This window comes from Gimesia chilikensis (assembly GCF_007744075.1).
In the GTDB taxonomy this organism is placed as follows: Bacteria; Planctomycetota; Planctomycetia; order Planctomycetales; family Planctomycetaceae; genus Gimesia; species Gimesia chilikensis_A.
This window is the reverse complement of record NZ_CP036266.1, coordinates 6,705,291-6,726,689: the sequence shown is the minus strand read 5'-3', so window position 1 is coordinate 6,726,689 and position 21,399 is coordinate 6,705,291. Positions and strand designations below refer to the sequence as shown.

General features: G+C 54.4%; 15 protein-coding genes and 1 riboswitch. Of the genes, 6 read left to right on the top strand and 9 right to left on the bottom strand.

Annotation, left to right across the window (positions count from 1 at the left end; genetic code table 11):
- The first annotated feature begins 159 nt into the window (after positions 1 to 159).
- Genes HG66A1_RS25395 through HG66A1_RS25385 form a run of 3 tightly spaced genes read left to right on the top strand, consistent with a single transcriptional unit; the run spans position 160 to position 5,373 of the window.
- Positions 160 to 855 (top strand): MotA/TolQ/ExbB proton channel family protein, encoded by a 696-nt coding sequence (locus HG66A1_RS25395; RefSeq protein WP_197996788.1) that lies wholly within the window; start codon positions 160 to 162, stop codon positions 853 to 855.
- On the top strand, positions 852 to 1,178 hold the full coding sequence (locus HG66A1_RS25390) for a DUF2149 domain-containing protein (RefSeq protein ID WP_145190820.1): 327 nt from the start codon (positions 852 to 854) through the stop codon (positions 1,176 to 1,178). Before HG66A1_RS25395 ends, HG66A1_RS25390 begins: the two co-directional genes overlap by 4 nt.
- Complete coding sequence (locus HG66A1_RS25385; protein WP_145190817.1) at positions 1,162 to 5,373, top strand: cobaltochelatase subunit CobN; 4,212 nt, start codon at positions 1,162 to 1,164, stop codon at positions 5,371 to 5,373. The genes HG66A1_RS25390 and HG66A1_RS25385 overlap by 17 nt, the downstream gene beginning before the upstream one ends.
- 16 nt (positions 5,374 to 5,389) lie before the next feature.
- Here HG66A1_RS25385 and HG66A1_RS25380 read toward each other — a convergent pair whose 3' ends face one another.
- Both HG66A1_RS25380 and HG66A1_RS25375 read right to left on the bottom strand, forming a co-directional pair.
- Complete coding sequence (locus HG66A1_RS25380; RefSeq protein ID WP_145190814.1) at positions 5,390 to 6,637, bottom strand: glycosyltransferase; 1,248 nt, start codon at positions 6,635 to 6,637, stop codon at positions 5,390 to 5,392.
- On the bottom strand, positions 6,634 to 7,428 hold the full coding sequence (locus HG66A1_RS25375; protein ID WP_145190811.1) for a hypothetical protein: 795 nt from the start codon (positions 7,426 to 7,428) through the stop codon (positions 6,634 to 6,636). The genes HG66A1_RS25380 and HG66A1_RS25375 overlap by 4 nt, the downstream gene beginning before the upstream one ends.
- Before the next feature lie 409 nt (positions 7,429 to 7,837).
- Here HG66A1_RS25375 and HG66A1_RS25370 point away from each other — a divergent pair, with 409 nt between their 5' ends.
- Positions 7,838 to 9,067 (top strand): acetyl-CoA carboxylase biotin carboxylase subunit family protein, encoded by a 1,230-nt coding sequence (locus HG66A1_RS25370; RefSeq protein ID WP_197996787.1) that lies wholly within the window; start codon positions 7,838 to 7,840, stop codon positions 9,065 to 9,067.
- Positions 9,068 to 9,127: 60 nt separating this feature from the next.
- On the top strand, positions 9,128 to 11,158 hold the full coding sequence (locus HG66A1_RS25365; protein ID WP_145190808.1) for a hypothetical protein: 2,031 nt from the start codon (positions 9,128 to 9,130) through the stop codon (positions 11,156 to 11,158).
- A 36-nt stretch (positions 11,159 to 11,194) separates the two neighbouring features.
- On the opposite strand, the gene HG66A1_RS25360 is transcribed toward HG66A1_RS25365, so the two are convergent.
- Together HG66A1_RS25360 and HG66A1_RS25355 are read right to left on the bottom strand one after the other, a co-directional pair.
- Positions 11,195 to 14,149 carry a PVC-type heme-binding CxxCH protein gene (locus HG66A1_RS25360; protein WP_145190806.1) on the bottom strand — a complete coding sequence of 985 codons (2,955 nt, stop codon included), beginning with the start codon at positions 14,147 to 14,149 and terminating at the stop codon, positions 11,195 to 11,197.
- Between the two features lie 17 nt (positions 14,150 to 14,166).
- Complete coding sequence (locus tag HG66A1_RS25355) at positions 14,167 to 15,120, bottom strand: amidohydrolase family protein (protein WP_145193904.1); 954 nt, start codon at positions 15,118 to 15,120, stop codon at positions 14,167 to 14,169.
- Between the two features lie 169 nt (positions 15,121 to 15,289).
- Between HG66A1_RS25355 and HG66A1_RS25350 the strand changes: the two genes are divergently transcribed.
- On the top strand, positions 15,290 to 16,192 hold the full coding sequence (locus HG66A1_RS25350) for a hypothetical protein (RefSeq protein WP_145190803.1): 903 nt from the start codon (positions 15,290 to 15,292) through the stop codon (positions 16,190 to 16,192).
- 111 nt (positions 16,193 to 16,303) lie between these two features.
- Here the strand turns inward: HG66A1_RS25350 and HG66A1_RS25345 are convergent, their stop codons facing one another.
- The 5 genes from HG66A1_RS25345 to HG66A1_RS25325 form a co-directional block, all read right to left on the bottom strand.
- Complete coding sequence (locus HG66A1_RS25345; RefSeq protein WP_145190800.1) at positions 16,304 to 16,840, bottom strand: hypothetical protein; 537 nt, start codon at positions 16,838 to 16,840, stop codon at positions 16,304 to 16,306.
- 10 nt (positions 16,841 to 16,850) lie between these two features.
- Positions 16,851 to 18,278 carry a hypothetical protein gene (locus tag HG66A1_RS25340; protein WP_145190796.1) on the bottom strand — a complete coding sequence of 476 codons (1,428 nt, stop codon included), beginning with the start codon at positions 18,276 to 18,278 and terminating at the stop codon, positions 16,851 to 16,853.
- 57 nt (positions 18,279 to 18,335) lie between these two features.
- On the bottom strand, positions 18,336 to 18,749 hold the full coding sequence (locus tag HG66A1_RS25335) for a DUF2721 domain-containing protein (protein ID WP_145190794.1): 414 nt from the start codon (positions 18,747 to 18,749) through the stop codon (positions 18,336 to 18,338).
- Between the two features lie 16 nt (positions 18,750 to 18,765).
- Entirely contained in the window at positions 18,766 to 19,377 is a 612-nt protein-coding gene (locus HG66A1_RS25330; RefSeq protein WP_145190791.1) for a hypothetical protein, read from the bottom strand.
- 69 nt (positions 19,378 to 19,446) lie between these two features.
- Entirely contained in the window at positions 19,447 to 20,892 is a 1,446-nt protein-coding gene (locus HG66A1_RS25325) for a sulfatase-like hydrolase/transferase (RefSeq protein ID WP_145190788.1), read from the bottom strand.
- Between the two features lie 235 nt (positions 20,893 to 21,127).
- Positions 21,128 to 21,319: riboswitch (cobalamin riboswitch) on the top strand.
- Positions 21,320 to 21,399 lie beyond the last annotated feature (80 nt).

Genomic DNA, 21,399 nt, shown 5'->3' with positions numbered 1-21,399 from the left:
CCAGCTATATAATTTTGTGATTGTCTTTACCAAACTTTCATTATTACAGCCTTGATTTCCCCCCTATCAGGGTGAGAATGAATGTGTTGGTTTCCAATTTTTCCTGCCTCAGCACTCCCTCTGATTCTGCCCGACCCGACACTTGGGCTGGTAACACCCATGACACATTTAAACCAGTTGATATATGAAACCAGCCTGCTGTTGCTCTACCCCGTTCTGGCACTACTGGGCTTCTGCTTTGTTCGCATGCTCTGGCAGTCGGGTGAGTTGTTACTCGATTTTCAGATCATGCGACGTCACCAGCGGCCCGAACAGACCCAGCAACTGCGCAACATTGAATCAGACGAAAATAACGCTCTGCAGAATTCACTCCAGCAGATCACTCTAAATCCCGCACAGCATTTCCGCATTCGTCAGTTTGCAGAATCGGTGCAACAGGAACTGACTCACCAGAACCGGTTGACCCTCACCGCCCGCATCGAACATCTGATTCATGAACAGGAAACCGATCTCCTGCGCGATGTGAACCAGGTTCGCATGCTGGTCCGACTCGGCCCCTGTCTGGGACTGGCGGGCACACTGATTCCCCTGGGCCCCGGTCTGCTGGCATTGAGCCAGGGCGATCTGAGCCGCCTGTCCGCACAACTGGTACTGGCGTTCTCCACTACCGTCATCGGATTGCTCGTGGGGGGCGTCTGTTATGTGGTTGCTCTGTCGCGGGCCCAGATGGCAGATCGCATCGCCGGTGACCTGGAACTGGTTGGCAAATCAGTAAGAGAACTGCTGCAGACAGACTCTGAACAAATCCAACTCAACCACGAGTTTGAAGCGGAACCGAGTGGAGTCCAGCCATGAGACGCAAGCGTTTTTCTGACCACCTCGCCGACGACGATCCCCTCAGCCTGGTCCCCAACCTCTTCGATCTCTCCATCGTGCTGGCCATCGCCTTTCTATTGACCGCACTGGGATCGATGAGCGTTTCCGATCTGGTCAAATCCAGTACGGAATGGACACTCATCCGCAAAAACGAATCGGGGCAGACCGAAGTCCTCTCCCGGAAGGGAGAAAGCTTACAACTACAGAAATTAAGCCCGCGCAAAGCGGGCGGCCAGGGCGTGCGACTCGGAGTCGCCTACGAACTGGATAATGGAGAAGTGATCTATGTTCCCGACAAATAAACCGTCGCTGCTGGGGAAACTCGCTGTCATGCTACTGGGCAGCCTGCTGATCACTCCCTCCCTGTCTGCTCAGGAAAAATCAGACGCGAAAAAATCAGCTGCTCAAAAAACAGTCCCCTCAGCTTCTAAACCAGCGCCCCTGCAGCGAAAGCCCCGGCATCCGGGGAAGCCCCTGCGGATGGCCGTCACCACCGTCGCCGTGCATACGCCCATTTTCGTCCAGGCCTACGACCGTTTCATCCAGCAATACGGTTCCGATAAACTCGAACTGGACCTCTGGGTGGAGCAGGAATGGGCTGAGAACCCGCGTCCGCTCAAATTCGATGACTACGATCTGGTCCTCGCGCTCCGCTGCTCCATTCCCGATCTGGAGCAGGCCCTGGCAACAGCGGCTCAAGCGGGAACGTGGATCATCAGCGACTCCAGCCTCCGCAATAAAAAATCGGCGACTCTGATCGATGACCTTCCGCAACTGGGCCCTTATTACCGACAGCGGGGTGTCTCGAACATGCAGGGGCTGCTGGAACGGGTCTGTGCGATTTACAGCATTCCCGATATCAACCCCCGCCCCCTCGAGCAACTGCCCATCCAGGGGATTTATCATCCGGCGGCAAAACAGGTCTTCAGCAGCAGTGCGGATTACTGGAAGTGGTATGCATCAACTCCTGCTTTCAAACCGGGGGCCCCGAAGATCGGCATCCTGGTTTACAACACCATGTACCTCAATGAAGAGACCGACTACCTGACAGAACTCATCCGGGGTGTCGAACAGGCGGGCGCTAATCCTGTGCTCGGCTTCTGGTTTGTTTCGGTCGGTCGCGGAAAAGACAAAGATTCCCCCCTGCTCGATTACTTTCAAGGGGTGGACGTTCTGCTCTCCTCCAGCTTTCGTCTGATGATGGAAAAAACAGCCCACTACGATGCACTTAAGCAATTAAACGTTCCGATTCTGAACAGCATCATTCTGAATGAAACCGCCGCGGAATGGCGCGCGAGCCGGCAGGGCATCTCCGCTTCTTACCTGCTGCCGGGAATCGTCACTCCGGAACTGGCGGGCCTGATTGAACCCACGGTGATCGCAGCCCGACAGCCTGTTAAAAATCAAGCCACCGGACAGGAATATTATCGCACGGTCGTCATCCCGGAAAACTATCAGTGGCAACTCCGCCGGGCACTGGCCTGGTCCCGCCTGCGGAAAGCACAGCCCGCGGATCGGCGGGTGGCGATCCTGTATTACAACCATGGAACAGGCAAGCAGAACATCGGTGCCAGCTATCTGAATGTCACCGCCAGCCTCGAGCAGATTCTGGCGACACTCGCCGAACAGGGATACCACATTCAAGGTTCCGGCACCATCACGCGTCAGGCCATCCTGGATTCGATGCAGTCCGTCGGGCGGAATGTGGGGAACTGGGCGCCTCAAGAAATTGATCAACTCGTCGAACGGGGCGCCGTGCTCTGGCCGGTTGAAGAATATCTGGCCTACTTCGATCGACTGCCCGGCGAGGTCAAACAGCAGATCGTCAAACAATGGGGACAACCTCCCGGCGATGTGATGACGGTCACCCGCGATGGGAGCCAGTTTTTTGTCCTGCCTGCCTTTCAATTGGGAAATGTCCTGGTCGGGCCCCAGCCTTCCCGGGCAGCCAGTGATCAGCATCAGGCCGTTTATCACGACTCCCGCTCCTGGCCCACGCACCAGTATCTGGCTTACTATTTCTGGCTGAGACACGACTGGAAAGCACAGGCCCTGGTCCACCTGGGACGACACGGCACAATGGAATTTCTACCCGGCAAGAGCAACGGTCTTTCCGTCAACGATCCACCCGGACTCGCACTGGGGGATCTGCCAAACATCTACCCTTACATTGTCGATGGTATCGGCGAAGGAGTGGCCGCCAAACGGCGAGGACAGGCAGTCCTGCTCACCCACGCCACACCTCCTTTGACCGGCACGAAACTGTATGAAGACCTGACGAAGCTCCAGGATCTGATCAATCGCTATGCCCATGCCCGCGATCAGAAACAGTCCGGTTTACAGACGGAGTACTTCCAGAGCATTTACCAGCAGGCCAGACAGCTCTCCTGTCCACACCTTCTGGAAATCGAGGCCCCGGAAGATCTCTCCAGGCTGGAAACCTCACGCCGTGACGAGTATGTGCATCAGATCGAACACTGGCTGGAAGAGATCGAAGCCCAGACCGGTCCCCGCGGCCTGCATACATTCGGTCGGGGTTACACTTCAGCCAATACTCAGGACATGCTGCCCCGGATGTTCCAGGACGAATTCAAAGCAATCCGCGCTGCTCAGAAATCGCCCGAACAGACAACACACTGGCTGGAACAGATCAGCCAGTCAGAAAGTCCCTTGTCGAAGTCTTCTAGCGGCTCTTCAAAAGAACAGATCATGATCGCAACCATTGCAGATCAGATGCGCAATAATCAGGAGCTCAATTATCTGACACGGGCTCTGAATGGCGAATTTATCGAAGTGGGCCCCCCGGGAGATCCCCTCTCGAACCCCGCGATCTTTCCCACAGGCCGGAATCAGTATCAGTACAATCCGGATAAACTTCCTACGAAAGAAGCCTGGGAAGTCGGCAAACGAATGGCCGAGCAGACAATCGCCCTGCATCGCAAGAAATACAACGCATATCCCCGCAAGTTAAGTATCACGCTCTGGGCCAACACGATGATCCGTACTGACGGTGCCCTTGAAGCAGAGGTCCTGCACCTGCTGGGACTCGAACCGGTCTGGAACCGCAGGGGAGATCTGACCGACGTCAAACTTGTGACCCCGCTGGGACGTCCGCGGATCGATGTCGTGATGACCGTGACCGGAATGTACCGCGATTCCTTCCCGGAAAAAATCCTGCTCCTGGACCGCGCGATTCAACTGGCCTACAACGCACCGGAGGAGGAAGCGGCTCCCAACTTCGTTCGTCAGAATACAGACAAACTCATCCAGGCACTGATCGGTCAGGGGGGCAACGACGAGACCAGTCGCAAAACCGCCCTGCTGCGCATCTTCGGTGCTCCCACCGGCCAGTATGGTACCGGAGTCCATCATTTTGTGAACGCCTCGCAGCAATGGTCGGATCAGAGCGAAGTCGCCGGCCAGTATCTCCAGCGGATGTCCAATTCTTTTTCAAACGGCGGCTGGTCCCAACCGGGTGAGAAAATCTTCCGTCAGCAGTTAAGCGGTGTGCAGGGGGTGATACATGGTCGCAGCAGTAATTTATATGGCGTCATGGATCTCACGGAAAACTTCGAATACCAGGGCGCCCTGGCCCTCAGCGTTGCGGAAATCGATGGCCAGCAACCGGATCTCTATATCAATGATCTCATTCGGGGCGAACGCGTCATGAGTGGACGCGAAGCAATTGTGCTCGAATTATTGAGTCGTTATCACAATCCCGAATTCATCACTGAAATGCAGAAAGAAGGCTTCGACGGGGCCCGCTATTTCAGTCGTATTGCCGATAACCAGTTTGGCTGGGACGTGGTCAGCGATGCCATCACCGCGGATGACTGGAATAAATACTCCCAGATTTACCTGGATGATAAGTACGATCTTGGTCTGCAGAAATTCTTCAACGAGCACAATCCCCATGCCCTGCAGAACATCGCCTCGCGCATTCTGGAAGTCGATCGCAAAGGACTGCAGGAACTGGACGAAGCCACTCTGCAGTCAGCAGGCAGAATGTATGTAGAAACAATCGCGCAACATGGTGCCGCCTGTGCCTCTCATATCTGTGCAAACCCGGATCTGGCGTCTTTCGCCGAACACCAGGCCCGCGCCTCCGGCCAGGTCTCAACACAGACCATTCAAAAATACCGCCAGCAATTACAACAGACCGGGAATCCATCTCTGGCCAAAGCAGCAAAATCACAGGGAGGAGCTTCCACTGAACTGGCGACCGCTCCTCAACCGGTTACCGGGCAGGTTCTGTCTCCCCCGGAAGTGATCCAGCCCCCAGCGAACTCACCTGCTGCACCACAGTCACAGACTGCACAAGCACGACTGCAACAGGAAGAGCAATCACGACCCGCAGCCGAAACACCCGCTTCAGGAACACCCGCTTCAGGAACGGGAGCCAAATGGAGTCTGCCCGTAGCACCTCTGGTCATCGCCGTCTGTTGCCTGTTCATCTTTGGAGCTGGTTTCTACAGACGCTCCAGGTCGATTCAATAATGTCAACAGTAGTATCCTAGCGCCCTTTGTTACGAGGTCCGGTCAGCCAGAGTCTCATCCGCTGCAGTTTCAACGCCAGCCGACCGGCAATCGAGCCGCGAAATTCCGCGTATTCCTGTGCGGTCTGTTCCTGTTCTGTCTGCCGTTCCTGCAATTGGGACTGCAACTGCTGCAGCTGTTGTTCCAGCAGTTGAACGCGTTGCTCGAACCCGGCGGCCCGCTGTTCAACTTCTGCCTGTCGTTTCACCAGCGGAGCCAGTTCCTGCAGGTAATTCGCCGCTGCTCTGAATTTGCTGTCAGGAGAAACAATCTCTCCCTGTCTCTGCTGCACAGCACCGTGATAAAGCAACTCCAGCTGATCCAGGTACTGCTCCAGGTCAGCCTCCTGGCGAATCCACTCTGAGACTTTTGATGCATCCGCCGCGTTATATCCGGATAGGGCATCCACAAGACTGGCTTCCGCTAAGGGAGCCGCCTGCATCGTCCTCACCCCAAAATTCAATCGGCGGAGCTGCTGCATGTTTTGTGAGGTCACCAGCCCTCCAACCCCGTAATGTTCGGTGACGACCACAGCACAACCCACGGCCATCGCTTCGAGCGCACAGCGGGCTTTCGCGAACACAATGTCGTATTGAGGCAGCAACTCTTCAGGCCGAGGCTGCACATTTCCGGAGCTCTGTCCAATGAGATCCACCCGTTCGATGCCCCTCGCACGACAGGCCGCACGAATCAGCCCCGCATAGTTCTGATCCGACGCCTGGTTACTGAAGATGAGCGCAGACTGCGGTTGTTCCGGCAGTGGCGCTCGTGGCTGATAACGTTTCAGATCGACGAAGTTATACAAAGTTCTGATCTGCTCAGATGCAATGCCCGGCGTCGTCAACAGCCGCTCGCGACACAAATCATCGACGGCGACATACGTTAAAATATTAGGAAACACGACCGGACGTTCCTGCCAGGGAAGCCAGCCATGACAGTAATACACGACAGGCGTCTCAGGAAAATGCAGCATCGCCGACATCGCTTCCAGATGATGCTGCGCGTGAATCACATCGGGCGGCTCCTGCAGTGCGTTCAGATCATCGATCACGGGGATCGTCTTCGACTGTAACTCTTCTCCCAGGTCTCCCAGTGTCGTGGAATACGCCACCGGCAGATGCCCGCGTCGCAACAGTCCCTGCGCCACGTCGGACAGAAACAGTTCCGAACCGGCTCGCAACGCGAGCGTATTATTCGTCAACAGGATCCGCAGGGGGGACGTCATGCGCGGTCGTCCCTCCCCAGTGCGGAGATCAGGGGAAGCATATGCTGACGAAACTCGATCGCGCGATCATAGTATCCCGCTGAGACCTGACGGGCCCCGTGCCGCTCATAGAACGGAGGTGTCTCCTCGAAATGATTCAGTTCATGACCCGAGATGGATGGCGAAAACCATTCCTCCCCCAGGATCCCGTCCCCAAATTGCGCGAGCATCTCTTCGACCTCTACCAGCAGGGTACCTCCCACTTTCTGGGCGTAATCTCGAATCTGGGCTAGCTTCCATGCCTGTTCGGTCTGACTGAGTGCATGGCACCACGCTCCCTCCCGATCCGACCAGGCACTGGGAGAATCCACGAGCGGGAATTCATAGTTCTGCAGTGTGCGACCGGATGTCTGCTGCAGATCATACACGGCACTGTCAATCAGGCTGCGACACAGATCATGTGAAGGGTTATAGCCCTCGATCGAGTCGCCCACCACGAGATCGATCTGTTGTTCCGCGAGTATATCGCAGATCCGAGTTCGCAGTTGCGTAAAGAAATCCAGATCCTGATCGAGTATCGCCTGGTAAAACTGCTGATCGGTAAAGTTGCCGCACAACGATCCCAGGCGGCCACCGGCCCCTTCGATCAATTCACAGGAAAGTTCGATCCGAGGCTGAGTAGTATGACCAGAACCATCAGTCAGAATCAATACGAGCGGTCGAGCTGTTTTCAGCCAGCCGAGTACGCGCAGTTCATGACCGGGATGGCTCAGAATCAGAGCGGTAGAGGGAGTATTAGAAGTTGGGCGCATTTTCGAAGTTGTATAGATGATCGCAGTAGTAGATCACTCAATTCCGAGAAGAGTGATCAGCGTGTTGTCTGGAACGAGATAAAAGTGCTCCTGGCCCTGTGGGGCGGGATTATAGCACTACCTTTCTCTAAGCGTCTAGTGAACTTACGGAGTTCTCATTAGCCGGAGAAATGAGTGCTTTGTTAACGAACCATAATCCTGTCTGTCTGGAATCGATGTTCAGGGCACGAAAGAGTGCCCTTGGAATTAAAGCCTCCAGCCGTTAAGGTGAAAAGAGAGAATCAAGAAGCGAAAAAAATTTGTGAGTCGGTCCCTTTCAGCAATCCAACACCATTCTGATCGTATCATTCGTTGTCATCACGCAGCGTGGCCGGCAATAAACTTGCAATGAGAACCTCAACGAAAGTTTATGATGGCTGAAAAAAATCCTGATAAAGGTTACATCGCACTACTAGGCTGGTCTTTAGGCGCCATTGAAGCCGCAGAGAATTTTGACCGGCGTTACATCGTCATCGCCCCCGAGTGGGCCGAAGACTACGCCCGCGAGCACGGAATCCCCTATCTTCCCTGGAACTTTGAACGTCTCAATGAACGTTCGCTGGAAATCGCTGAACAGTTGCAGGAAAAAGGGGTCGACATCGCGATACCCCTGTTCGAAGAGACTGTAGAATGGGCAGGCGCCATCAACTCTGTACTGCGTCAGAACCCACGCCTCCACGGCCAGGCGGTTCTGTTTCGCGATAAAGCACTCATGAAACGCCGGGCCCAGCTTGGCGGGATTCGCGTCGGGATCTTTGAAGAAGCCCACGATCGTGACGACGTGATTCGCTTCATCCGCCGGGTCAACCAGACCCTGCTCAAACTCGACGGCGATCCGGATGACCCGATCCACGTGAAAGCCTTCGATAAAGCAGGCTGCCTGGGCCATCGTATGATCAGCACGCCGGAGGAAGTCTATCGGATTCCCGATGAGGAATTTCCCCTGCTGATGGAAAGCCATCTCGACGGACACGAGTTTGCCGTCGAAGCCTGGATCCACGATGGGAAAATCCGCTTTCTCAACATCTCGGAATATGTCCGCCTGGGCTACTCCGTCTTCGTACCTCCGTCTCCCGAACTGGAGAAATGGCGACCCCGCATCATCGAAGAAGTCGAAAAACTGATTCACACGTTCGATATTCAGTTCGGCCAGATTCACCCGGAATACTTCCTCACCAGTGACGGAACCATGTATTTCGGCGAAGTCGCCTATCGTCCGCCGGGGTTCAAAGCCTTTGAGCTCATCGAACGGGCTTACGGCTTTAATCCCTATCAGGCCTCGATGCTGGTCTTCGATCCCAAAACCACGGAAGAGGAAATCCAGGAATTCTTTTCCGAGGACGTACAGAAAGCCAAAGGACACGCCGGCTGTTTCGCCGTTTATCCGCGGCGCTGGGTCGTCAATCGTCTGGAAATTCCGGATGAAATCCTGGATCACGAGTATTTTGAATTTCATGAACTCCCCGAACCGCTCGAATCCAAGGTCTCCAAACGATCTGCATTCGGCACGCACTGGGGGCTCTTATTCTTTTTCGGAGAAGATCCTGTTCAATTGAAGGAACTTCTGGAACATCAGGAAGAGCTGGACTTTTACGTATAACTTCGCCTCTCACCAGGTATTTTCACGATGCGGAAACCATACCCTGGCGAAAACTGACCTATGACGAATATCAATACCGACGAACTGACGCCGGCTCTGGAGCGGTTTTCAACCGCCCTGGAGCGACTCGAACAGGCACCGCTGTTTGCCAAAAAGAATCATCGCAGCAGACTGCTGGACACGGCTGAGCGCCTCCTGCGCAAACCAGGAGGCGTCGAAGCGGTCTACCAGTCTGCGGAGCGTTTTGATGCCGCCGGTTTGTTTGAGGGGAGCGACTGGGCATTCCCCTCGCGCCTGCAGCCGGGCCTCGTACCGCGCACGCTGGCAGAAGCAGACCGCTGGACGGTGACCCTCGAATGTCTCAGTCAGTTGCGGATTCTGGCGATCTCCGAGCGAAAGGTCTCTCGCCCCGGGTTCTCCTCTGAGCAAGCCAGCCATTTCCTCAAAGAACTGCTCGCACTTACTCTGGAGTATGTCTTCGATCATCATCAGACCGAAGCGGCTCGCGTCAACGCGGCTGCCTTTCAACTGCCGCGCAACGTTCTGCGGTTCGTAGCCGAAAACATCGGATACGATAATCTGCTGGAACAGCTCGTCGAAGAAATCTGGCGATTGTTGCGGCAGCGCCCGATTCGTATCGAACCTGTCAAACTGATGATCACGAAGCTGGCCATCTACTGTTACGACCCGCAACACGAAAACATCATGATTCCCGCCGGGGCCGAGCGACTCATCAGCTCCCTGTTCAGCCCCAGTCCCAACTCGCTGGGAGATCCGGGAACGTCGGTCTATGCGGAGCGGCTCACCACGCTCGACAGTCAGGCACTGGGAGAAGAAGCCGGCGCCTGTGCCCGCTCCATGTACGACACCGGGCTCGTATCTCCCTATCACGCGGTTCTGGTTCGGTACCTGGTCAAAGAAAATCCCGAGCTGCTGGTGACGGCCCTCGGACTGAGCAGTACCGGCGTCGATGGCCTGTTGACCTACCGCGAACTGGTTCACGCCATTATCGATAAAGCCGTTCATCCGGAAACCAGTCAATCGATTCTCGGCCTCTCAGGTATGCTCGAACGTGCTGTCCTGCATTTCCCCGGGGTCGCTTCGTCCCTCTGGCGACAACTCACGCTTCCACTGACGCTTGAGACGCAGAATCGCCTGATCGCCTCCTGTGGCAGCGAACAACCGCCGGACGTCTATCTGCTCGCAGGACTGCTGAGCATGCTCGGACAACCACTGGGGGTAGGCCAGGGAGACAACCCGACCTGTCAGTCAGCGCGGGCCCTCTCCTGGTGGGCCTATTCCGATCCGGATTACCTGCTGCAACTCCTCGCCTGGGCCGGACGCGATGACGGCGTGCTCATGACCTTTCGCGGGCAACGCATCTCATCGGCGTTCCTCCCCGCTGGCGGCGCCGGCGTCGTCGGCAGCGATCTCGATCCCGTATCAATGGTCCTGGTGCCCCACCTCGATCGCGTCTATGCAGAGATGTGTCGACTGGCACACAAGGCAGGCGAGGATCCGCATCTGCACGTCAATCCAGAGTTTCATGGCTGGCAGGTGGGGGGCGGCTTTGCTATCGCCGTCGATGTCGCGCACGGAAAACTGCACGAGTATGAAACCTTTGTTCGCCTGTTCTACGCCTGTTATCACCCCGTCTACAATGGCGGCAATCCGGTCATTCATCCGCAACCCGTCGGACTCGCGATGACCGATTCACTGGCCCGCTTTGTCGGCTGGCATGCGATTACGCTCTTACGGGTCGCCATCGATCAGACCGGCGTCACCCGTGTCTACTTTTTCAATCCCAACAACGACAGCGGTCAGGATCTGGGGAATGGTGTCGTCGTCTCGACCAATGGAGCCGGTGAAGTCTACGGCGAATCTTCATTGCCGATCGCAGAATTCGCATCGCGTCTTTACCTGTTTCATTATGACCCTCTGGAAGTCGGCGATCAGACAAGGATTCCCGCAGAACAGGTGCAAGCCGTGATGCAGCTCGGCAAAGAAAGCTGGGCTGCACAGAAAATTCCCGCTCTGGATGACCTGATCGCCACACCCCCCGCACAGCTCCCTTCCACCTATCCGAAATAGTGGCCCCCCTGATGGGAGTACGGAAGCACTGCGAATTCAATTCCCCGCGTCCGCAGCATCAGCCTGCAGGCTCATCAGGTACGCCAGCAGGTCAGCCATCGCACGCTGGTCGATCTGTTTCTCCAGACCTTCGGGCATGAAGGAGAGTCCTGAACTGCGGATCTCTTCGATATTGATCCGCAGCACCGTCGTACTCGTACCGTCCGGTTTGCGGACCGTGATGCTGTTCACGCTTTCGTCGGCAATCATTCCCGACAGCACCTGACCGCTCTCCAGCACCAGCGTATAACTCATGTACTGCGGCTTCACTTCGCGGTTCGGATCCAGAATATGCAACAGCACTCCCGCCTTTCCACGATCGCGAATCGCCTTCAGATCCGCGCCCACCGCAGTCCCCACACCTTCCAGACGATGACAGGCCGAACACACCTTTTTAAACACCGCCTTACCCGAGGCGACATCACCGTCCGTTTTCAGAGCGGACTGGTATTGTTGAACCACCTCGTCCCGTCGTGCCAGCGAACGATCTGCATACAGTTGCTTGACCCGATCGGCCAGCCGTTTGTCCGGATGCTGTTTCAACAGATCCACCCGTGCCGGGCTCAGGTCCCCGCGACCGATGCTTCCGGCTTCAATCGCATCGATCAGTGCCTCGCTCCAGGCAGCACGCGACAGCAGCGTCTCTGCGGCTTTGGTTCTCAACTCCGGTGTCATCTTCGGCCAGCCACTGATGAGCAACGCAGCGATCTCCTGATCCGGAAACTGTCCCAGTTGAACAATCGCAGCGACCTGCACCGGGTTCACCTGCTGAGGTTCGAGTAACTCGCTGAACACATCCCGTACTTCCGCGTAGGGAGCGAACCCCAGCCGCTCAATCGCCGTCAGTCGCTGTTTGACTGGCATTCGCGTGTCGAGTGCCGCTGCCCGGGCCTCATCCAGCACTCGTCCCATAATCGGTTTCAGTGAAGCCTGGTGCCGATTCAGAAACGTCCGTCGCATCTTTTCCGGCTGTGCTTCCATTAACGTCAGCAGCACCGCTGCCTGTTGCTCTTCAGCAGCGCTCCATTTCATCAGACTGTTAAGCACAACCTCTGTTTCCTGCGGACGACCCGCAGCCCCCGTCTGTCGCGCCAGTGCGGTCAGCATTCGTGTGCCCATCTTGGATTGACGATACGCCTCCTCGCGGGCCAGCCGCTGAAACACGGTCCCCGCCCCCTCTGCTAAGGAGCTCAAGATCGCCAGTTCCATCCACTGGTTCTGACCATCCCGCATCGCCAGCGACGCTAACACTGCGTTCCGCTCCGTCGTTGATTTCAGTTCTCCCAGCGAAAACGCGAGCTGATAGCGAACCTTGAGGGCAGGGGCTTCACCCATCGCCAGCAGTTGATCGCGCACGGCTTTTGATTCCCGTACCCGCTGCTCAGCCAGCCGAAGCGCATGCACCTGCACTTCAGGTACATCATCTTTCAGGGCCCGCAGCAGACTCGCTTCGTCGAGTGCCTCAAGTCCCTCCAGTGCATACAGGGCCGTCATCCGGGCCACAGGATAATCGGACTCAGCAGCCAGTTGTTTCAACAGGGGAACCGCCGCCTGATCCTGTCGTTCGTAGATCAGCCGGGCCGCGGTATCGTGGTGCCAGCCGTTCCGATGGGCCAGCAGTCGCACCAGTTCCGTCGTCGTCGCCTTACCCAATTGCGGTAACGACGAATGTTCAAAGTCTTCCCGCACGATCCGATAGATCCGTCCCCGCTGATCACCGCCGTTGACATTCACTTTTTTGAGTAACTCGGGCGGCAGGAACATTGCTCCTTCAATCAGGTCGCGGTTCATGTCGATCACATACAGATTACCATCTGGCCCGTTAGCGAACTGCACCGGTCGAAACCGGGTATCTGTGGAGGCCAGAAATTCACGACCTGCATCCGCCCGTCGGGCCACCAGACCCACGCCGTCTGGCTCCAGTTGTCCCCGAAATACGAGGTTATTCGCGGGCTCACCCACAAACACGCTTCCCCGATATTCGGCCGGCCAGGCATCGCCCCGGTAAATCGTCACGCCCGTCGCAGAGGTAAAGAAGCCGGACGATTTGCCCCCTTCATTGCTTCCCCGGAATTTGCCTTCGTTTCGCAGGCGGGTCCGCTCCTGCCGCCAGTTTTCCTCCGGGCTGATGCGAAACAGCTGCGTATGCTTCCCCCCTTCGGTGATTTCTACCGCGGGAGCCGGCGCCTTGAGATAGGGATTCCGCGCCAGGTAGCGATCATCGTACATCAGCATCTTCACGGGCGAACTGTTGTTGCACAGAAACTCCTGCCCCCAGTCGTCGATCGCCAGACCATGCTGTCCGCCGCCGCTGGAGAGATCGAACCGCAGCGTGCGCGGATCAAACAGAAACCCGCGATTTCTGATCGAGCGGGCCGGCTCCTCCGGATGTTTCACCGCTCGGACTTCCGAACCGGAATAACTGGTGCAGGCATGAAACCGGTTGTCGAGTCCCCAGAGCAGCGTATTCAATGACGGATCGGTTCTGTTTTCCAGGCGACGAAAGCCGGTGAAGACTACCTCCCGCGTATTGGCTGTTCCGTCCCCGTCCGTATCCTTACAGAACAGCAGGTCGGGAGCGGCTGCCACGAACAGCCCCCCGTTGTAACAGGCGACCGCAGACGGCGCCGCCAGGTCCGAGACGTACACCGTGCTCTTGTCATACTGCCCGTCCCCGTCGGTATCTTCCAGCATCCGCACGCTGCCCGTTACCGGCTGTTTGTCTTTCGCGAACTGCTGGTTGTATTCCGGATACTCCACCACGAACATCCGACCGTTTTCATCAAAAGCCAGCGCCACCGGATCCCGCAGCAAGGGCTCCGCTGCCACCAGTTCAACACGAAATCCCGGCTTGACCTGAAACGATGAGAGTGCGTCCGCCGCTTTCTCATCCACCATCGCAGTCTGTAACAGCATCACCCCCGTCAGCAATGACAGGCATAAACTTCGCATCAGCTTTCCCTTCCCACTCACGCATTCCCGTTCAAGGCGCGTTCGGCGTTGTTGTAGAAGATATCCTGCAGCGTGGCTTCATCTTTCACCATCCGCACGAGGAACTCCTGCAGACGCGTGCTGTAACAGACACCATTGAACTCGCCACCGCGACCATCGCTACAGGGACAGTCGCTGCCGAACAGCATCTGTTTCGGATGCCGTTCCAGGAAACCGGCGGTGAATTCTTCATCCCGCGCCAGCGCATTAAACCCGCTGCCGGCGGACATGTCCGCATACAGGTTCGGATAATTGCTCAGCAGATGATCCAGCAGACCACCCGGCTTGACTGGTCCCCGTGGATAGAGTGTCTTATCCGGCGATGGAACATCGGCACTGATATGTGACCAGAAGGACTGAGCATGCCCGATGATCCGCACCCGCTGGTATTTCTTCAGATACGGTTCCAGGTATTGTTCGATCCCCTGGTTGAATCCTTTTTTGTCATCCTGGAAATGAATAGTGATCGGCCAGTTGAGTTCGTCGCACTCCGCGATGACTGCTTCCACCCGTTTGTCATTTAAAGGCAGATGCTCCTTCTGTTCGCCGATCCCCCGGCAGCCGAGCAGGTGGTAAGCACGAATCCGCTCGATCACATCCGGCTGACGAATATCGGTCTGGCAGAAAGGAATCAGACGCTCCGGGTACTGGTGAAACGCATGCAGCACGGTTTCGGTCCTTAGCGTCACGCCCCCTTCTCCCGTCTCTAAAGGCAGGATGAACGCCTTCTCCGTTCCGGTGTTATCCATATGCTTGATCGTATCTTCAATCGTGCGTCCCTTATGGTTGATATGCAGATGGCAGTCCAGCTTCTTATATTTCTTCGCCTGTTGCGCCGGATCAGCGGCTGCACTCACAGGCAAAAACGCACTGCAGCAGGCCGCGCCTGTTGCATATAGAAAACCACGTCGCGAGAGGGGCGGATTCCACATATCTACCTCGTTTCATTCAAATTTATGCAGCGCTGGATTAAAATCGTACCTTTATGAATCACTTTCAATATATCATAAACAACGTTAAGTTATCACGCATGAATCTGAATTTTCGCCGGTGCATTCACGGGCGAAACACCTGTCAACCGCCTGTTGAAAAGAGTTTGAAATGATGCTCGCCCGACCGTTGCTCGCCTGCTGTCTCTCCCTTCTGTTCCTCTCTGTCAGCCCGTTACCGGCCGCCGATCAGGGCCCGGACCGTCTTTACGATCCCGGCGTTCCCGAAACCGGCTTCCTCACGCTCGAGACAGACAACTACACTATCCCCATGGACGCCGCCAGTGGCTGGACCATCGATAAGATGTTTTATAAAGGGCACGAGTTCGGTCTCAACAACGGACAGTACGGCACTGTCATGCGTCCCAAGGGACAACAGTGGTGGGGCACCGGCCACAAAGAAGGAGGCCGCGAGGTCGTTCACAAATTACAGCTCATTGTCGACGGCAAAGAAGTTCCCATCACGAAGACCGGCGAGACAATCAAAGGCCAGCGAATTGAGTTCATCAAGGAATCCACGATCTGGAAATTCAAAGTCCGCGCCGAAACCACGGTCACCAATTCCGAAGTCTTCGAACGCACACAGCTGGAAGCCCTCGCAGACTGCGAGCTCGACCTGCTCTATTACTTCATGCACTGCTTCCCGCCAAGCTCCACGAAATGGATGGCCCGCCTCCCCGACGGCACCATCGAAACCGGCCCGCTCTCGCACTCAAAGAAAATGGCCGTCAGTCAGGACACATCCTGGGTCGCCCAGTTCAATCCGGCCGAACAGCTCAGCGTGCTCTGTTACACCCCCCGTGTCATCACCGGCAACAAAAGTGCCAGCATGATCTGGGACCTCGACCGCTACCACAAGTACTACCTCCGCCACAACGACGGCCAGGCTTTCAAACAGGGAGACAAGCTCGACTTCACCGTCATCGTCAAAGCCATCCCCCAGGAAACCGGCGACTGGAAAGCCACACAGCAAGCCGCCACAGAATTAATGAAACAGTTTCCGGCGGAGAAGTAACGCAATGACGTTGAAGTCCGCTTTCTGTCGCTGACCGTTTCGTGCCTTTCGTGGTTCAATCAAAACACGGCAGGTCTCACGCCATACATTTGCTGACACCGTTATGATCGATCAATAATAAAATCCAATCAGGTCTTTATTTTTATCTGCCGCTGCATCGACCCATTTAAAAAAGTCATTTTGAGCCAGCAGTATTTGCTGGTCAGGATGATCCAGCTCTTCTGTCTCGGCGCTGAGTTTCCTGCATTCATCGCGGGTGAGATAGCCCACATAGGGGAAATCATCCCAGGCGGTTATTGCAAAGGGAGCACCACGGTCAACGAGCGGTAAAACGCACTTTACGTTCTCCAGAAAGCCATAATGAATTGAGTCGAACCGGTCGGTGTCCAGCATTTCGCCACCAGCAAAATGACAGAGCTTTTCCAGACCATAACCTGCCATATGCAGATCATCTTCACTGATGGGCACACCGAACACCAGATGCTCTAAACCTGCTTTGAGGTTAAAATCTTCGTCCTCCCATTCATCCTCATCAAGGTCATCCAGAACATGTTCCTTCAGGCGCTGGAATAAGTCAGAGTCTTTTGAATTAATGAGGGGGCTGATTTGATCCTGGTCCACAAGATAAACCACAAGGCTGTAACTCATAAGATTCCTTCTATGAAAGACCGAGCGTTTCTCTGGTCACCAGAGCAGCCGCTGATTTTTCGGGTAACTTTGGAAATGCGAGACCTTTCTTCAAAGCGATCAGGCATAAGACCGACTGAAATTCTGCGACACAGAATTGGAACAGCCCTTTTTTGATGTAAGATTCAACCGACTCTAAATAGAGAGTCAGAGACTCATCCATCGATTGTTCATACGCACTTTGATCCATCGCTTCAATGGCGTCCCAGATTTTCAATAACAGCTTTGGCCGCTTCAGTCTGCAACGCTCGATGCTTGATCTGATTTCATCCAGCCCGGCCAATGGTTCCGGAAGCAGGCTCGATGCTACCAGCTTGAAGAACAGGAGAACTTCTTTTTCAAAGTCTGTCGTATCCTCAATTTCAATATCCGCATGTAACCAGGAACAGAGCTTCGAAAGATCATCCCACCTCTGCAAAAGCAATATGAACAGCATTCCATGTACGAAGGGTTCAATCCAGTGTAATTCCCTGTTTTTCTCAGACTCACTCAGCCCTTCATAACCTGTTCCCTCTTGCCACCAGTTCCCGAAAAAATATTCCAATGCGGCATCCACACCCTGCTGCATGTATGATACGGGGGTAATCGCTTTCGCAAATTCCAGGTGCTTGTAACACATGATATCGAATGAAATACCGATTTTTTGAATAAGCTGCTCTGCAGATATATTATGAAATTCAAAGCCTTTAAATTCGTGAATATTGTGCTTTAAAACTTTTTCCATAGGTTCTTTAAGAACAAAAATGAATAAACAAAATCGTTTTCCAACTGGTTTCGATGATTCAAGAAGGGAGTCAATTTTCTGATCGACTTCTTCCATCAGACGTGCATAACGGTTCTCAAAACGTTGCAGAAACTCCTCTGAGTTGAGTTCGAGACATCCACATTCAGGCAGGGGTTCCGTACGAATCGCCTCCAGCATTTCTCGAAAAACGGTAAGATAGTCTTCCACCTCTTGTAGTGACTCAGGGTCTGGTTCAGGTCCGATGCGGTGATAAAAATCAGGCGTAGTAGCCGGTGTCAACATCTGCATATCCATTGTTGTAATGGTTATGGTTGAATCCGCGTTATAACGTACGAATTCAATTCCTGCTGGACCTCCCCCTTTGTAGATCAGGGCCTCAATTTGTTCCTGGGGATGATAATAAGCAGAGCAATAAAAATCAGGAATGTTATTTACCCGGGGCCTGACTGGAGTTGTTTTAAACAACCCAATTGGAACAAACGCCTCGTCTGCGAGCCATTCTTGATATAATTCAACGAAGGCTCCGGAAAATCCCCAGCGAATGCGTCTCGTCTCAGTCAGAGATCTCGTGGGAGGATATTTAGTTGCAATTGCCTCTTTGATTGCGTGCATTTCACTAAAGTTATTTAGTGATTGAGCCTCACTCTTTTTCATTCGATATCTTTCTGGATGATTCCTGGTTCAGGCGTCGCCGTTCTAACTTAGCACCATTCACCGCTTACAATCACGCTCGATTCGCTCTAGATGTTCGTCGATCACATTCAGACTCAACAGCGATTCACGCACGAGCTGCACCGAGGCGAACACCACGCAGCCGATGCCGACGATGATCAGCCCGCCCACAAACCAGAGCGATTGCGGCCGCCAGAGATTCACAACACCCCCCAGCAGACTTCCCAGCGAAAACAGTCCCACGCTGACATACAGGCTCGCCAGCGCATCGCGGAACAGCCGCGCCCGCTGCTGCAGATTGCGTGACAGAATCTGCGCCCCCGCATCGGGGTGATCCAGCAGATGGTGAAACTCGGTATGGATCTGACCAAAGCGGGCCGAAGTCGAACCAATCAGCAACGCCACCCCCGGCAACAGGATCAGCGGCGTTAACCAGAATTCCGTACTCGTCATGTAGTTTTAATCTCTTTTAATCAGTATTAAGGGAATCCATTCTGTTTGAAGCTATCTCAACCTGGGTCGATCTTTGCTCACACCAGGCACTCATTTTACTCAACTTTTCTTTGGTGGATTCATTAATTACAAGGTATAAAGTGTCTTGAGAATCAGATTTGGCGTCTGAATCCCTGTAATGAAGAATGATGTGATATGACTTTGGGGTCTCAGTAATCTGAATCCGGATAATTTCTTTTGATTTGATGGATTTTCCCCCAATTTTAATTCTCTCCTTTTCAAAAGAGACTTCCGGGGGGATAAAGATCAAGAGAATGATCGCTACAAATAAGAGTGCAGCAATGCCGGCAATGGCAATAAGAAATATTTCTACGATAGTCCGAATTTCGCTAAAACTGCTGGGGAGTGAGATGACACCGAAAAGCAGCAAAGCAACGACTATAAACGCTATGATGTTATTAGGGAAATATCTGAGGGAAATAAAGCATATAACGCATGATGCATATACAACTCCAAAAATTGTTTTTGGAAAATCTATAAAGAGAGCTTTCAGTTTCTCAAACACAATCGGAAAACTGAATTGATCTTCACAGAGAAACGTCAGTGTTTCTTTATCATAATTTATCATTCTGCACTCTGAATAAAATAGACTGTCTGAACCATTTACCTCTTTGTTTCCGCCTTCCCCTTTTTCCTTTTACCCCCCGCCCGGAATTCCCGGTTTCTGATCCCACTTCTGTGGTGGATTCTTTTCGTACCGCGGAGCAGCATCTTTTTCCGGGAACTGGTCTGCGATCTCGGTCAGCCGTTTCAAAGCAGCCTGGTCTTCTGGATCATCAGAGTCGATCAGGTTCTTCTCTTCCCACGCGTCGCCGCTGATCTGATACAGCTTGACCGGTTTCCCCTTCGCATTGATCCACAGCTTATAATCTTTGTCGCGAATCACACGGTCGTCGTAATCCAGCGCGGGCTGAACGCGTCCGTCACGCAGCGCCGCCGGTCCGCCACCCATCGAGAGAATCCAGTTGCGCGGCCCTGTCTGCGTCTTACCCAGAATCAACGGCGCGAACGATTTCCCATCCACCACGCGATCCGCCGGCAACTTGGCTCCCGCCAGTTCGGCAAACGTGGGCAGAATATCGGTGAAGTCGATCAGGGCGTCCGTCTCCACACCCGCGGGTACTGTACCCAGGCAGTTGACGATGAACGGCATCGCAGTCCCGTTCTGTTCGGTCATCTTCGTCTTACCACCCCGCACCATACGACCATGGCGTTTGTTGCTCTGGCCGCCGGTACCGTTATCGGTGGTAAAGACGATAATCGTATTCTCACGCACCCCGGCAGCGTCCAGCGCAATGAGCAACCGTCCGACCAGCTTGTTGGTGTAACGCACCATACCGGCGAACATCTTTTGCTTTCGCTCACTTTGATCCAGGTCGTTGTCGTTTTCGAAATCCTGTTTATTGTCGGGCGTCGTCGTCAGCGGACTGTGTGTCAGCACCATCGGATAATAGAGCAGCATCGGCTCGTCTTTGTGTTTCTGAATGAAGTCCGCGAGGTAATTACAGAAAATATCGGGGCCGAATTCACCTTCAAAGGTCTTGCTCCCTTTCCCCTTGATATTGATATAGGGATTCCAGTACCGCTCGGCACTCGGCGGGTTATCTGCTTCATACCCCGTCCACATGCACCAGTCATCAAAGCCCGCTTCCTCCATCGCCTTCGGTTCCACACGAAAATCGTCGATCTGCCACTTCCCCACTGCACACGTTTTGTAACCGGCGTCGCGGAGCACATTGGCGAACGTCGTATTCAAACTCGGATCAAAATGCGCACCCGCGCCCCAGCGGGGCACATCCCAGTGATTGGTCCAGCCATGCCGAAATGGATACTGACCTGTGAGCAGCGTCACTCGCGTCGGCGTGCACTGCGGCATACACCACGCGTTGTTGAACTTCATCCCGGTCGTCGCCAGCTGATCGATGGCCGGCGTCCAGACTCCCTCACCTCCGTAACTGCTGATCCACTCCTTGCCCAGGTCATCCACCAGGATGAACAGGATGTTCGGCTGACGGCGCTCTTCCGCCATCGCGGGCTGAATCAGTAACAGTAACATGGTCAGACACAGCAGGCTGCGATACATGATAAACCTCTCGAGAAGGCAAAGTTGATTAATGATCACTCAACCTTCGATTCTAACTCTACGCAGACACCAGCTCAACAACAAAGCATCCTGGTATAGATCGCGAGTGTGCTTACATAAATTAGAGCTGTAAGCGAAGTTGTTCAATGTCGTTGTCTTTGATTGAACGCATTAAGTCCTTCATGGAAACAAGATCTGCAACATTGTGTTTCCCACTGGTAGTAACTACAGTTGTCGCCTGCGATGTTCTGTCGGGCGTTCGATCTCAGAATCGAACAGGAAGCCGGTGAGAATCCGGCACGGGACCGCCGCTGTATGCGAGGAGATCACCAGCATTGATGCCACTGTGAATCCGTTTCATGGGAAGGCGCTGGTTAGATTGTTTGACTCGTTAGTCAGAATACGGCCCGGCAGGAATACGCTGGCACTGCTTCAGTCTTATTCATCAGCAGGCGTCATGTTCCTGAGATCCGGTGTCGGTCTCCATGAGAGCCTCGAAGACCTGAA